We start from the raw sequence: 15,156 nt of genomic DNA, 5'->3' as shown, positions 1-15,156 counted from the left end.
TTAAGATTTTAAAAATAGGACAATTATAAAAATGAGTATAAATTTTAAAGAGTTAGCAAATAAATATCAAACACCTTATTATGTGTATGATTTTGATCATATTACAAAACAATATGAGGAATTAAAAGGGGCTTTTAAAGCTAGAAAATCACTTGTTGCATATGCTGTTAAAGCAAATTCAAATCTATCTGTGATTAAGCATTTAGCACAACTTGGTGCAGGTGCAGATTGTGTTAGTATTGGTGAAGTAAAACGTGCTTTAAAAGTTGGTATTGCTCCTTATAAAATCATTTTTTCAGGGGTTGGAAAGATTGATTCAGAAATTAAAGAAGCTTTAGAACTTGATATTTTAATGATAAATGTTGAAAGTGACGCTGAGTTAAATAGAGTTGAAATTATTGCTGCTGAACTTGGAAAGGTTGCTAGAATTTCTATTAGAGTAAATCCAAATATTGATCCTCAAACTCATCCATATATTTCAACTGGTTTACATGAAAATAAATTTGGTGTTGATATTGATACAGCAAAAAGAATGTATATCCAATGTAAAAACTCACCTAGTTTAGACCCTGTTGGAATGCACTGTCATATTGGTTCTCAATTAACTCAATTACAACCAATTAAAGAGTCTGTTAAAATAGTTGCTGATTTAGTAAGAAACTTAAAAGCTATAAAAATCGAATTATCATTTATGGATATTGGTGGTGGTTTAGGTATTGTTTATAAAGATGAAGTTTTAATTGATACAAAAGAGTATGCACAAAGTGTATTAGATAATATGTTTGGTTTAGATATTACAATCATTTGTGAACCAGGAAGATTTTTAGTTGGAAACTGCGGAACTTTTGTAACAAAAGTTTTATATGAAAAAATTAATGGAAACAAAAGATTTATTATTGTTGATGGAGCTATGAATGATTTAATTAGACCATCTCTATATAATGCATATCATAAAATTGAAGTTTTAAATGACAATCAAGAGTTTTCAGATTGTAATCTTGTAGGTCCTGTTTGTGAAAGTGGTGACTTTTTTGCTAAAAATGTAGAATTACCAAAAACTGAACATAATGATTTAGTAGCTATTTATTCTGCTGGTGCTTATGGATTTACAATGGCTAGTAACTATAATACAAGAGGAAGAGTTGCTGAAATTGCAATTGAAAATGGAAATGATAGATTAATTAGAAAAAGAGAAACTTTTGAAGATATAATTGCTTTAGAAGAAGAGTTTATTAAATAATTTATATTAAAAGGTTTTATATGAGTGAAGAGGGATTATTAGACTTAAGAAATAAGCTTGATAATATTGACAATAAACTTTTGGAATTAATCAACGAAAGAATGCATATTGTTCATCAAGTTGGTGCTTTAAAAGCAAAAAGTGGTGGAGCAATATATAGACCTGAAAGGGAAAAAGCTATTATTGATAGATTGGAAAAAATCAATAGTGAAAATAATGGTTTATTAAATAGAAGTGCCATTGAAGCACTATTCTTAGAGATTTTTGCAATTTCAAGAAATATTGAATTACCTGAAAATATAGCTTATTTAGGACCTGAAGGAAGTTTTACTCATCAGGCTGCTGAAGGAAGATTTGGAGCTATGAGTTCATATATTTCAGTTAGTTCTATAAAGGGTGTTTTTAGAGAAGTTAACACTAAAAAAGTAAAGTTTGGTGTGATTCCTATTGAGAATTCATCAAATGGAATCGTAACTGATACAATTACTTGTTTAAGTGAATATAATTTAAAAATTATTGCTGAAGTTGTATTGGATATTCATCATACACTTGCAACTACTTGCGATAAAATAAAAGATATAAAAAGAATATATTCAAAAGATATCGCTTTTGATCAGTGTAGAAAATTTTTAACAAATATGGGTCTTGATGAAGTTGAACAAATACCAGTTGAATCTACAACAAAAGCTGCGAAACTAGCTGCACGTGAACCTGAAACTGCTGCTATTTGTGCACATGTTGGGGCAAAGTTACATAATCTTCCTATTCTATTTGAAAATATTGAAGATAAAGACAATAATAAAACAAGATTCTTTATAATAAGTGATTTTGAAAATGCTCAAAGTGGAAATGATAAAACATCAATTTTAGTAAAATTACCAGATAGACAAGGTGTATTAGTTGAATTTTTAACAGATTTTAATAATGCTGGAATAAATTTAACAAAAATTAAATCACATATTGTTGAAGGAAATTCAATTTTCTTTATTGATTTTGATGGACATAAAGATGATGAAAATGTTAAAAATATCCTACTAAAATACAAAAATAGTGTTAAAGTATTAGGATCGTATGTTAAAGAAATAAATGATATTTAGGAAATAAAGATGCAATTTAATAAAGTATTAGAAAATGTTACAACTTATGAAGCTGGAAAACCAATAGAACTAGTTGTAAGAGAGTATGGTGTAAAACCTGAAAGTGTAATCAAATTAGCTTCAAATGAAAATCCTTATGGAACAAGTCCAAAAGTTACTGCAAAGATTCAAGAATTAGCAAAAAATATGTTTGTTTATCCTGATGATTCAATGTATGAATTAAAAGAAGCATTAGCAAATAAATTTGAAGTTGAAAGTTCAAATGTAATTATTGGCTCTGGAAGTGACCAAATTTTAGAATTTTGTGTACATGCAAAATGTGAAAAAGATTCAAAAATTTTAATGGCAAAAACAACATTTGCAATGTATGAAATTTATGGAAAACAAACAGGTGCAACTATTATTAAAACTGAAGATGATCAACATAATCTTGAGCAGTTTTCAAAATTATATAAAGAGCATGGAGCTGATGTTATATTTTTATGTTTACCAAATAATCCATTAGGTGAATGTGTAGATAAAGATGATGTTTATGCTTTTTTAGAGACAATAGATTCAAATACATTAGTTGTAGTTGATGGAGCTTATCAAGAGTATGCATCTTTTAAAGATGAGAAAAAAAGAATTGTAGCTAAAGATTTAATAACTAAATTCCCAAATACAATCTATTTAGGAACATTTTCTAAAGCTTATGCTCTTGGTGGAATGAGAGTTGGTTATGGTATTGCTCAAGCTAATATTATAAAAACTTTATATAAATTAAGAGCTCCATTTAATATTACAACTTTAACGCTTGCAGCTGCTATTGAAGCACTTAAAGATGAAGAGTTTGTAAATGAGTGTATTGCAAAAAACTTTGAAGAGATGACAAGATATGAAGAGTATGCAAAATCTAAAGGATTTGAATATATTCCTTCATACACAAATTTTATTACAATTAAATTTGCTGATAAATTTGTTTCAAAAGAAGTTGCTCAAAAACTTCTTGAAAGAGGAGTAATTGTAAGAGATTTAACTGGTTATGGTCAAAATGCAATTAGAATTACAATTGGAAGAAATGAGCAAAATACAAAAGTATTTGAACAATTAGACGAAGTATTAGAAAATTTAAAATAAAGTATTGAAGAAATGGAAATAAAAGATAAATCACTAAAAGAGTTAGAAACATTATCACAAGAGATAAGAGATAGAATTATTGATGTGGTATCAAGGAAGGGTGGACATTTTTCATCTACACTTGGGGCTGTTGAATTAACTCTTGGTATGCATTATGTATTTGATGCATATAGTGATCCTTTTATTTTTGATGTATCTCATCAGTGTTATCCCCACAAACTTTTAACAGGACGTTGGGAGGAGTTTGAAAGCATAAGACAATTTGGTGGACTTAGTGGTTTTACAAAACCAAATGAGAGTAGTGCAGATTATTTTGTAGCTGGACATAGTTCAACTTCTATTTCATTGGCTGTGGGAGCTGCTAAGGCAATTGCTTTAAAAAAAGAAAATAGAGTACCAGTTGTTATGATTGGTGATGGTTCTATGACTGCTGGAATGGTTTATGAAGCGTTAAATGAGCTAGGTGATATTAAACTACCTGTTGTAATTATTTTAAATGATAATGAGATGTCAATTGCAAAACCTATTGGAGCAATTTCTAAATATCTTTCAAAAATTCTAGCTGGAAAATATTATCAAGGGTTTAAAGGAAAAGTTGATAAATTTATTAAAAATAATATGCCAGAAGGTACAACTTATATAGCAAAAAGAATGGAAGAAGCTTTAAAGCTTATTACTCCTGGTATTTTATTTGAAGAGATGGGGATTGATTATATAGGTCCTATTGATGGTCATGATATTGATGAAATAATTGATACTTTACAAATTGCAAAAGCAATGAATAAACCTGTTATTGTACATGCAAGAACAGTAAAAGGTAAAGGTTATAAAATTGCAGAAGGTCAACATGAACATTGGCATGGAGTTGGACCTTTTAATGTGGAAGATGGAGCATTTGTAAAAAAAGAAGCACCAAAAGCAGCAACGGCTGTATTTGCAGATGCTTTATCATCTCTTGCATGTAAATATGATAATGTGGTTGGAGTAACAGCTGCGATGCCAAGTGGAACGGGTATAAATAAACTTATGGATAAATTCCCAGATAGATTTTGGGATGTGGCAATTGCTGAACAACATGCTATTACTTCAATGGCTGCTATGGCAAAAGAAGGATTTAAACCATTTATCACTATATATTCAACTTTTCTTCAAAGAGGATTTGATCAAATAATACATGATGTTTGTATTATGAATCTTCCTGTTGTTTTTGCTATGGATAGAGCAGGAATTGTTGGAAATGATGGAGAAACACATCAAGGTGCATTTGATATTTCATTTTTAAGATTTATTCCAAATATGATTTTATTTGCTCCTCGAGATAATAAAACTTTGGTGGAAGGTTTAGAGTTCGCCTATACTTTAACATCTCCATGTGCAATTAGATATCCAAGAGGAGCCTTTAAAGAGCTTGAATATGATTCCACTGCATTTACCCTAGGGAAAGCAGAACTTTTAAAAGATGGTAGTTCAAACAAATTATTCATAGGATATGGAGCAGGGGTTAGCCGAGCTATTGATACTGAATCTTTACATAATGATGATATAGCTATTTTGGATTTAAGATTTGTAAAACCTATTGATAAAGATACTTTAGTTGAACTTTCTAAAAAATATGATGATTGGTATGTTTTTTCTGATTCTCAAAAACAAAGTGGAGTTGCAAGTGCAATTTTAGAAGTTTTAAATGATGAAAAAATTAAAAATGTCCAAGTAACAAGTTTTGAGTATAGAGATAATTTTATAGAGCATGGTGATACTAAAATAATCGAAGAGAGTCTAGAATTATTACCAGAACAACTTGTATTAAAGGTGAAATAATGAATGATAACTTTACAAAATTACTACAAAATTCTTCACAAGAAGAAATAATAAAAGTTTTAGAAGATAAGCTAAAAAATAGTGAAGAACCCGATTTTTGGAAAGAAAAAATCATTCCTTTTACTGAAGCTATTTTATCTGTATTACTACCTTTAAAAGAACAAAATATCCTATTTAATCCAGAAGGACAAATTGTAAATACAATAGATAGTGAACTTTTTTTTAGATGGAGTGATTTAGTTTGTTTAAAAACATTGGCTTTTATTATCCAAGAAAGTAACGAAAAAAATGAATTAGTAAGAACTGATTACAATAATGTTAAATATAGTTATATCGATCTTGAAAAGTTAGGAACTTATCTATCTTCAAATAGAGTTAATATAATAGATGAAGATAGTTTAGATTTTCCAATGTCTATTTATAATTTACATCAAGGAATGATTACAATAATAAAAAATCTTTTAAATTAGTTATTTTGTAATCGTAGTTTTTCTTATATGTTAAAGAAAGAATTTTAATTTCTCTACACATAATCCCATGGCTGTGCTTTCAAATCCAATAACATTTTTTATATAAGGTTTACAAAATCCTTCAACCATAATAGCTCCTGCTTTTCCAAAGCATTCTCCTGAGTCTAAATACTCTTGCATATGTTTTTTATCAAAAGGTAAAAATTCATATGTTGTAACTGAAATATCAATAATTTCTTTTTCTTTTGATTTATAAATCATACAAGTAATAACAGAAGTTTTATTTCCACTTTGAAGTTCTAGCATGTTTTTAGCATCAGCCAAATCTTTTGCTTTTCGTAAAAGTTTTCCTTCACACGTTACAACAGAATCAGCAACAAGTAGGGGCATATCAACTATTCCATATTTTTTATATAGTTCTTCAAATTTTCCCTTTGTTGCTTCATAACAAAAAGATTTTGGATTTATTGTTTTAATTGAGTCTTCATCAAAATTACCACCATTTTGAATAAAATCAATTCCATAATTTTTAAGAATAATTGCACGTGTTGGTGAATTTGAACCAAGTCTAATCAATTTATACCTTTTTTTATTTGAATTATACTCAATTTGTATATAATTGCTTTTTAAAAAAATTATCAATTATTAGTAAAGAAGAAAATAGATTAGATGAAATATTATATATTTTTAGTTTTAGCAGTTTTATTTTGGTCAGGAAATTTTATTACAGGTAGATATATATCAACTAGTATCGAGCCCATGCAATTATCATTTTATAGATGGTTTTTTGTTTTGGTTTTATTGCTTCCATATATTTTTATTAATTACAAAGATTTAATATTAGGATTTAAAAAAGATTCTTTACTTCTTGTAGTTTTTGGTGCCTTTGGAATTGCTGGTTTTAATACTTTTTTATATTACGGCTTACAAACTACAAGTGCTACAAATGCACTTTTAATAAATTCAAGTACCCCAATTTTTATAATACTAATTTCAAGTATTATATTTAGAATTGCAATTACGAAAATACAAATATTGGGTGTGCTTTTATCAACATTAGGTGTTTTATATCTTATTTTGAAAGGGGATATAAATCATATATTAGAACTAAATTTTACTCCAGGTGATTTATGGATTCTTTTAGCTGCACTTGATTGGGCAATTTATTCGGTACTATTAAAATTTAAACCAAAAGACTTAAGCTCTTTTTCTTTTTTAACAATTACAAGTTTTATTGGTGTAATGATTTTATATATTGCATTTATATTACAAGGTTATAGCCTAGAGTTTAGTTTTTTATCAAATAAAGAAGTTTTATATTCACTTATTTATATAGTAATATTCCCTTCAATACTATCATTTTATTTTTGGAATATGGCAACTATTGAAATAGGTGCTAATAAAGCTGGACAATCTGCTCACTTGATGCCTATTTTTGGAGCAATTTTGGCTTATATATTTTTAGGAGAAGTTTTAGAATTTTATCATATAGTGGGAATTGTTCTAATAGCTATTGGAATATATTTAACTATGTTTTTTAAAAAAGTTAAGTAAATGAATAAATCAAATATTGCTGGAATATTAATCTTTCTATCATTTATAATTAGTATATATTCATATTTTTTCCAAAAAGATTTATTAATAGTTTCAGGTTCTTTTTCATGGTTTGCTTTTATTTTATTGTTTTCAAGTTTAAAAAATAAAAAATTTCTTTATACTCTTTTTGCATTAAGTTTTTTAACTTTTTTACTTTGTATTGTAAATGATTACAAAATTGACTTCTATAAGGTTTTTACTGTAAATCAATACCTAATTACCCTTTTAATAGCAGTTGGCTTTCTAAGGCTAATTGCAACGCCTAAAAAAGCAAAAATAAAAGAACTTCCAAAAGGTGAAGCTTCATTTTTAAAAACATATTTAGGCGTTCATCTTTTTGGTTCTGTAATTAATCTATCTTCTCTTATTTTAGTTGCAGATAAAATGTATAAAAAAGCATCTTTGACAAATACTCAAATAGTTTTACTTACAAGAGCATTTGCAAGTGATGCTTATTGGTCACCTTTTTTCGTTGCTTTTGCAGCAGCTATTACTTATGCACCAAAATTAAATACCTTAACTATAGTTTTAAATGGTATTGTTTTGGCTTTAATTGGGTTTTTAATTACATATTTAGAAGTAAAAAAAGATAAAAAATTTAATTTAATTGAATTTAGAGGTTATCCAATTTCTTTTGATACTATTTATCTGCCTATAATCTTAGCTTCTTTTGTTTTACTTACTCATACATTTTTCCCTGAGATAAAAGTCATAATTTTGATATCACTATTTTCATTTGTATTAACAATTATTGTTATACCAGTTAAATATAGTTATTTAAAATCTAAAATAAAATTAAAAAATCATATTTTAGAAGAACTACCAAAAATGAAGACGGAATTATCTTTATTTTTAGTTGCTGGTATGTTTGGTATTTTGGTCGGTTCTATCCTTTTAGGATTAAACTTCCAAGTTCCCTTTAAAGAATTCGATTGGTTCGTAGCCTCAATTTTATTAGCAATTTTTATTATATTAGGATTTGTTGGTATTCATCCAATTATTACAATCGCAGTAATCGGAGACTTTTTAAGTGGAGTAAACCATACATTATTGGCTATTACTTTTTTAATGGCTTGGTCAACTACTGTTTCAACTTCACCATTTTCAGGTTTAAATCTTACAATTGTGGCTAGATATAATTATGATGCAAAAGAAATACTAAAATTAAATATATTTTATGCAATAAAAATGTACTTAGTTTGTACATTTTGTTTATTTATTTTATCAAATTACATTTTGATGTAAGAAAATCATACAATTATCATATAACTTTTGTAAAATTATTTCAAATAAGGCCTAGCGTATTTCATTTGTATCCTTTCTGCTTCCTAAATTACAAATTACTTGCGTTTACCTTATTTTTTACTAAACTTTCCCCACATTTTTCATCTTCTTTTTATGTTTATTTTTAATATTTAAGTAATTGAACTCTTTAGAGTATTCTTTAACATTTAAATATAGATATATATGGTTTATTTTTAATTGCAGTAGTATGAAGTTTTTTAGAAAGAGACTTTAAAAGCCTCTTGAGTAGTTTGATTCTTTTAGATTTTAGAAGAATTAATCAATAATTCTTCTAGATGTCCAGTAGTTCTTTTTATAAAAAGGTTTATCAAGGCTTGTATATTTAACACCTTTTATTGATGAGTGTAAAAATTTATTATTCCCAACATAAATACCAACATGTCTATCTGTTTTCCCTGTTTTAAAGAAAACTAAGTCACCTGGCTGAAGTTCTGATCTTGCTACTTCTACGCCTTCATTAACCTGTGTTCTTGTAGTTCTTGATAACTCTATACCAAATTTATCTTTATAAATTTTTTGAGTAAATGCTGAACAATCTATCCCAGTTTTTGATATCCCACCCATTTTATATTTTACATTTTTCCATTCATTATAAAACTCTGTAAAAGCTTGTTTTTTTATAGGTGTTTCATCTACTTTACTTATTTTTGTATCAGTAATTTCTTCTTTATCTTCTGTCAGTACAAGCTTTTTGTACTCTTCTGGAGTGATGATAGGCTCATATTTAGCAATAGGCTTGTTTTTTACTTTTTGATTTTTTGATTCATACAAGTTTTTATATTCACTATATGAAAGAGTTATTTCATTTGGTCTAACTTCATTAGAGTTCACTTGAACATCTTTATTACTACATGCTGTAAATAGCAACACTACAGGTAAAAGTAGAAAGGTTTTCTTGATCATTATTACTCCTTGATTTTATTAATTTATTATTCTTTGGGCTTTCCAATAATTCTTAGCAAAGTAAGAATTATTTAACTCCGAAATTGTTACACCATTACTTGTAGAAGCATGCATGAATTTCCCATTTTCCATATAAATACCTACATGTTTAGTTCTTCCTGTTTTGAAAAAAACTAAATCTCCAACTTCAAGTTCATCTTTATTTACTTCTTTGCCAACCTTCGCTTGTAATAAAGTGGTTCTAGGCATTTCTAAAGCTAGTTTTTCTTCAAAGGCTTTTTGAATAAAAGCAGAACAATCAATACCAGTCATTGACTCTCCTCCTAATTTATATCTTACACCTTCCCATTTTGCATAAAAATCATATAAATCAGTATTTAAATCCTGTTTAATTGTTGTATTACTATTAGCGTAATCATTATCTTGAAATGTGTCATTTTTAGCTTGAATGTTTGAGTTTGTCTTGTATTTATTATATTTTAAATCTTTTTGATTTATTGTATTTTCTAAAGAAGCACTTCTAAAAGTAGAATTTGTATTATTATCTGTCATATCTATACTCTGTTCCATACTTTTGTAAGAACATCCGGTAAATAGGTAAATACACATAGATATTATTAGTAAATTTTTAAAATTCATACGAACAGTAGCTCCTTAAAGACAAAATTTTTTTCTTATATTAGTAGAAAATAAAAAATATGTCAAGTCTTAACTGTTTTAGGAGTATAATATTTTCTTATTTTGAAGGAGTAATTATGAGAAATTTTTTAGTCATTTTTATTTTATGTTTATCAATTTATGGATGTAATTCTATCAATAACTTAAGTGATAATATGAGTGAATTTACGGAACTTACGAAAAAAAATACTTCAGATTCTTGTGCAAATTTTTCATATATATCTAATATAAATGATAAGGAATATGGTAGATTATTTAGTGAATATATAAATTTAGATAATTCTTGCTCTTGGAATAGTTTTCAAAGAGGAAATTTTGAATATCTATTTAAATCAACTTTAAAATTAAAGTCAATGAAGGTTATTGAAAGAGTAGATTATGATAATTATGAATTTACTACATATATAATAGATGATAAATATTATGTTGATTTAATCTATAAGTATTCAACATATGAAGATTTATTTATTTTAGATTATGAAGGAAAATATTATTCATCATTGAGAAAGAAATTTGATAAAGCTTATACTAATACATATGTAGATAAATTAAGATTTAAAAGTGATTATTCAAAAAGTTTAGTAAATATGAATTTTATAAATTCATACTTTTCAAGAGAAAGAGAAAGTATATATGATAAGTAAATATTAGAAATTTACTTAATAAATTATCCTTTGAGCTTTCCAATAATATTTATCAAAATAAATATTGTCTAAATAAGAAATTGTTACTCCTACACTAGTTGAGGCATGCATAAATTTACCATTTTCTAGATAAATTCCCACATGATTTGAACTTGAACTAGTTTTAAAAAAAACTAAGTCACCCATTTCAAGTTGAGATTTGTCTATTTCTATTCCAATATTTGCTTGTGAATCTGTTGTTCTTGGTAATGCTATATTGAAATTATCTTTATAAGCCATTTGTATGAATGATGAACAATCAATACCACTTCTAGAATTACCTCCATACTCATATTTTACTCCAGACCAATTTTCATAAAATTCTATTAGTGAGGTATTAAAATCTATTTGTTGCGCTGTATTAAAATCTATATATCTATTATTTAAAACATAGTTATTGTTTTTTAGCATATTTAAATATCTTTTCTGAAGATTACTTTTTTGAGTGTTGTAATTTCTATAATTAACATTTTGATCTTCATATTTTTGAGAACAACCAGTAAAAATAATAATTGAAAAAATAAATGTAAGAAAAATTTTAAAATGCATAAGTACAGACCTTTATAATAAAGTATATTTATTATATTAAGAAAAAATAAGAATTATGTCAAGTCTAGATTTAAAATTTCAAATAAAGATTTATAAAAATAAATCTTTATTAAAATCCTCTAAGTGTTATTCCTAAGAATATAGCAACAATCCCTAAGATTATATTTGCTGGTATATAATAAGTTGCAATTGGAAGTAGGTCATTTTTAGCATTTGCAAAATCACCACTATTAAAAGCTTTTTGAGCTTTATTTCTTTTCATATATATAGTGATAAAAATAATAGTCATTACTGTCCATATAATCTCTTTTACGATTACTATAGTATAAAGTTCAGTACCTTTAAATCCAAGAGCTATTATCATTATAATAGCTGTAATTAAAAGAACTAAAATAGCAGGAATTACCATATTGAAAAATCTTCGTAAATTTTCTAGTGTTCTTCCTAATTTAATTTTTGGTTCTTCAATTTCTTGAATAGAGTAATGAACAGCAAATCTAATTGCTATCATTCCTCCTACCCAAATTACAGCAGAAATTACATGTAAAAAAACAATTGAAGATGAAAAGTTATTAAATAATTCGCTCAAGATTACTTCCTATAAATTTTCTTTAGCGTATGCAAGTGCAGCAATTCTTGCATCTTCAACTTTTGTTACATCTTTTCCACCAGCTTGTGCGAAGTCAGGTCTTCCACCTCCACCTCCACCAACGATTGGAGCAATATTTTTAATCCAATCACCTGCTTTGATATTTGTGTTTTTACTTCCTGCAACTATCAATACTTTATCATCTTTAGCTTGAAGTAATAAAATAGCTAGTTTTTCATTTGAATTTTTCATATCATCAACGATTTTCTTTAAATCACCATTTTCAACTATAGCTACTACAACTTTTGTATCACCTATTACTTCTTCACTAATTGGAGCACTTGTTTGACTAACCGCCGCTTCTAGTTCTTTTTTAAGATCTTTAATTTGATCTTTTAATTTTTTAATACCAGTAATAACATCATTATTTTTAATTTCAGATTTAATTTCATTCATTGAATTAATAATCTCTTTTGTATAAGCAATTGCAGCTGCCCCACAAACAGCTTCTATTCTTCTAACTCCTGCACTTACGCCTGATTCTTTTACAATATAAAAACTTCCAATATCAGCAGTGTTTTTTACATGAGTTCCACCACAAAATTCAACTGAAACATCTGAGAAACTAACTACTCTTACCATGTCTCCATATTTTTCACCAAACATAGCAATAGCACCTTTGCCTTTTGCTTGTTCAATTGGTAATTCTTCAACATTTCCAGCAATTCCTCGAGCAATCATTGAGTTAACTAAATCTTCAACTTCATCAATTTGCTCAGTTGTCATAGCTTTTGGATATGTAAAATCAAATCTTAATCTTGATGCATCATTTAATGAACCAGCTTGTGATACAGTTTCACCTAAAACCATTTTTAATGCACTTTGTAAAAGGTGCGTAACACTATGATGTTTTGCAACTTCATATCTATTTACAACAACAGCTTCAACTCTTTCACCTTGGTTTATATTTGAGTGCTCAATTTTAACTTTTGAAAGATTTAAACCATGGAATTTTGATGTATCTTCAATAATTGCAATATGCTTATTGTCTTCTAATGCACCAATATCACCATTTTGCCCACCACTTGTAGCATAAAATGGAGTTTTATCTAGCATTACCCAACCAGTTGAACCTTTTTCTAAAGTTTTAACTTCTTTAAAGTTTTCATCTAAAAGTGCAAGAATTTTTGATTTATATGTAACGTTATCATAACCTACAAATTCATTGATTCCATATTTTTCAATTAATTGTTTAAAATCACCTTCATTTGAAGCGTCTCCACTACCTTTCCATGCAGCTTTTGCCATTGCTTTTTGTGCACTCATAAGTTCATCAAATTTACCTAAATCTACTTTTAGTCCTTTATCTTTTAACATATCTTCTGTTAAGTCTAATGGGAATCCATAAGTATCATACAATTTAAATGCAATTTCTCCTGAGAAAACTTCTTTAGTATTTGCTAATTCTTCATTAAATAAAGACATTCCTAAATCAATAGTTTTGAAGAATCTATCTTCTTCTAATGTTAATTGCTCTTTTATAAAATTTCTATTTTCTATTAATTCAGTATAGTGTCCACCTAAAATAGAAATTAGTGTATCAAGAAGTTTTCCCATAAATGGTTTTCTAAATCCTAATAAGTAACCGTGTCTAACAGCACGTCTTAGAATTCTTCTTAATACGTAAGGCCTTCCTTCATTTCCAAATAAAATACCTTGAGATAACATAAATGATGTAGCTCTTAAATGATCTGCAATTACTCTATATGAACCAATTGAACTTTTATCAGCTTTTTTAGAAGCTAGTTCTTCAATTTTTTCAATAATAGGTTTGAAGTTAGATGAATCAAAGTTATTTAAAACACCTTCTTTAATAGCAATAACTCTTTCAAGTCCCATTCCTGTGTCAATTGATGGTTTTGGTAATGGGTTTAATTTTCCATCTGCTGTTCTTTCATATTGCATAAAAACTAAATTCCAGATTTCTAAGAATCTATCACCATCTCCACCCATTTTATCTTCAGGTGTATTAAAATGCTCATCACCTTGATCATAAAAAATTTCACTACAAGGACCACAAGCTCCTGTATCACCCATTGACCAGAAATTGTCTTTGTCTCCAAATCTTATGATTCTTGAAGAATCAATATATTTTGTCCAGATATTAAAAGCTTCATCATCGCTATCATGAACTGTAACCCATAGTTTATCAACTGGAAGTGCTAAATTAACAGTTATAAATTCCCATGCATAAGCAATTGCGTCTTCTTTGAAATAATCACCAAAAGAAAAATTCCCCAACATCTCAAATAAAGTATGATGTCTTGCTGTGTAGCCAACATTCTCTAAGTCATTGTGCTTTCCACCAGCTCTTATACAAAGCTGACAAGAAGTTGCAGTTGGATTTGCAGGTTTTGGTACTGCACCTGTAAATATATCTTTAAATTGAACCATTCCTGCATTTGTAAACATTAAGCTAGGATCATCTGGAACTAGTGGCATTGATGAGATTACATCATGACCTTTACTTTTAAAAAACTCTAAATATTCTTTTCTGATATCCATAAAATTATCCATATTAAATTAAATTCACTTATTTTAACGAAATAATTATTTAGGATTGATTATATATCAAAGTTAAATAATGTAAAACTAAATTTAAGTTTTTACAAGTTATAATGATTTAGTTTAATTATATATAAGTATATTAAATAAAAATGACGAAAATTAAAATTAATAATAAGGAAATAAAATGGGAAAATATGTTGAATTAACTCCAGCAAACTTTGAAGAAGTTACAAAAGAAGGCGTATCTATGGTAGATTTCTGGGCTCCATGGTGTGGACCTTGTAGAATGATTGCTCCAGTTATTGAAGAATTAGCTGCAGATTTCGAAGGAAAAGCAAACATTTGTAAAGTAAATACAGATGAAGAGCAAGATTTAGCAGTTAAATATGGAATTAGATCTATTCCTACTATTTTATTTATGAAAAATGGTGAAGTTGTTGATCAAATGGTTGGAGCTTCTTCAAAACAAGCTTTCACTGATAAAATTAACTCTTTATTATAATAAATACAAATACAATATAAAAAAAAGGGAGAAGTGTTTTAC

The 15,156-nt window shown here is 27.4% G+C and carries 15 protein-coding genes; 9 read left to right on the top strand and 6 right to left on the bottom strand.

The features are described from left to right. Positions 1–31: 31 nt before the first annotated feature. Genes lysA through AACT_RS13860 form a run of 5 tightly spaced genes read left to right on the top strand, consistent with a single transcriptional unit; the run spans position 32 to position 5,741 of the window. The gene (gene lysA, locus AACT_RS13880; RefSeq protein WP_172127861.1) at positions 32–1,240 is read left to right on the top strand and encodes a diaminopimelate decarboxylase; all 1,209 of its coding nucleotides are present in this window, start codon (positions 32–34) and stop codon (positions 1,238–1,240) included. 20 nt (positions 1,241–1,260) lie between these two features. Continuing rightward, positions 1,261–2,337, top strand: a complete 1,077-nt coding sequence (gene pheA / locus AACT_RS13875) for a chorismate mutase (RefSeq protein WP_172127859.1) — start codon at positions 1,261–1,263, stop codon at positions 2,335–2,337. A gap of 9 nt (positions 2,338–2,346) precedes the next feature. After that, complete coding sequence (hisC, locus tag AACT_RS13870) at positions 2,347–3,453, top strand: histidinol-phosphate transaminase (protein ID WP_172127857.1); 1,107 nt, start codon at positions 2,347–2,349, stop codon at positions 3,451–3,453. Between the two features lie 12 nt (positions 3,454–3,465). Continuing rightward, a complete protein-coding gene (gene dxs / locus AACT_RS13865) occupies positions 3,466–5,271 on the top strand; it encodes a 1-deoxy-D-xylulose-5-phosphate synthase (RefSeq protein ID WP_172127855.1) in 1,806 nt (601 codons plus the stop codon). Beyond that, the gene (locus AACT_RS13860; protein WP_172127853.1) at positions 5,271–5,741 is read left to right on the top strand and encodes a hypothetical protein; all 471 of its coding nucleotides are present in this window, start codon (positions 5,271–5,273) and stop codon (positions 5,739–5,741) included. The genes dxs and AACT_RS13860 overlap by 1 nt, the downstream gene beginning before the upstream one ends. Before the next feature lie 30 nt (positions 5,742–5,771). Here the strand turns inward: AACT_RS13860 and maf are convergent, their stop codons facing one another. Further along, positions 5,772–6,317, bottom strand: a complete 546-nt coding sequence (maf, locus tag AACT_RS13855) for a septum formation inhibitor Maf (RefSeq protein ID WP_172127851.1) — start codon at positions 6,315–6,317, stop codon at positions 5,772–5,774. 93 nt (positions 6,318–6,410) lie between these two features. Here maf and AACT_RS13850 point away from each other — a divergent pair, with 93 nt between their 5' ends. Both AACT_RS13850 and AACT_RS13845 read left to right on the top strand, forming a co-directional pair. Beyond that, entirely contained in the window at positions 6,411–7,295 is an 885-nt protein-coding gene (locus tag AACT_RS13850) for a DMT family transporter (protein WP_172127849.1), read from the top strand. Continuing rightward, positions 7,296–8,582 (top strand): tellurium resistance protein TerC, encoded by a 1,287-nt coding sequence (locus AACT_RS13845; protein ID WP_172127847.1) that lies wholly within the window; start codon positions 7,296–7,298, stop codon positions 8,580–8,582. A gap of 315 nt (positions 8,583–8,897) precedes the next feature. Here AACT_RS13845 and AACT_RS15485 read toward each other — a convergent pair whose 3' ends face one another. Next, positions 8,898–9,545 carry an NlpC/P60 family protein gene (locus AACT_RS15485; RefSeq protein WP_216658205.1) on the bottom strand — a complete coding sequence of 216 codons (648 nt, stop codon included), beginning with the start codon at positions 9,543–9,545 and terminating at the stop codon, positions 8,898–8,900. Between the two features lie 18 nt (positions 9,546–9,563). Beyond that, the gene (locus tag AACT_RS13835) at positions 9,564–10,184 is read right to left on the bottom strand and encodes an NlpC/P60 family protein (RefSeq protein ID WP_172127845.1); all 621 of its coding nucleotides are present in this window, start codon (positions 10,182–10,184) and stop codon (positions 9,564–9,566) included. Between the two features lie 116 nt (positions 10,185–10,300). On the opposite strand from AACT_RS13835, the gene AACT_RS13830 reads away from it, so the two are divergent. Continuing rightward, positions 10,301–10,867, top strand: a complete 567-nt coding sequence (locus AACT_RS13830; protein WP_172127843.1) for a hypothetical protein — start codon at positions 10,301–10,303, stop codon at positions 10,865–10,867. Between the two features lie 15 nt (positions 10,868–10,882). Here the strand turns inward: AACT_RS13830 and AACT_RS13825 are convergent, their stop codons facing one another. The 3 genes from AACT_RS13825 to alaS all read right to left on the bottom strand — a co-directional run bounded on the left by AACT_RS13825 (position 10,883) and on the right by alaS (position 14,609). After that, entirely contained in the window at positions 10,883–11,455 is a 573-nt protein-coding gene (locus AACT_RS13825; RefSeq protein WP_172127841.1) for an NlpC/P60 family protein, read from the bottom strand. A gap of 109 nt (positions 11,456–11,564) precedes the next feature. Then, on the bottom strand, positions 11,565–12,044 hold the full coding sequence (locus AACT_RS13820; protein ID WP_172127839.1) for a hypothetical protein: 480 nt from the start codon (positions 12,042–12,044) through the stop codon (positions 11,565–11,567). A gap of 9 nt (positions 12,045–12,053) precedes the next feature. Next, positions 12,054–14,609, bottom strand: a complete 2,556-nt coding sequence (gene alaS / locus AACT_RS13815) for an alanine--tRNA ligase (protein ID WP_172127837.1) — start codon at positions 14,607–14,609, stop codon at positions 12,054–12,056. 187 nt (positions 14,610–14,796) lie between these two features. Between alaS and trxA the strand changes: the two genes are divergently transcribed. Further along, positions 14,797–15,114: a thioredoxin gene (gene trxA / locus AACT_RS13810; RefSeq protein WP_172127835.1), complete on the top strand. Its 318-nt coding sequence runs from the start codon at positions 14,797–14,799 to the stop codon at positions 15,112–15,114. Positions 15,115–15,156 lie beyond the last annotated feature (42 nt).

Origin of the sequence: Arcobacter acticola (assembly GCF_013177675.1) — a bacterium.
Taxonomy (GTDB): domain Bacteria; phylum Campylobacterota; class Campylobacteria; order Campylobacterales; family Arcobacteraceae; genus Aliarcobacter; species Aliarcobacter acticola.
This window is presented reverse-complemented; position numbering and strand designations above follow the sequence as displayed.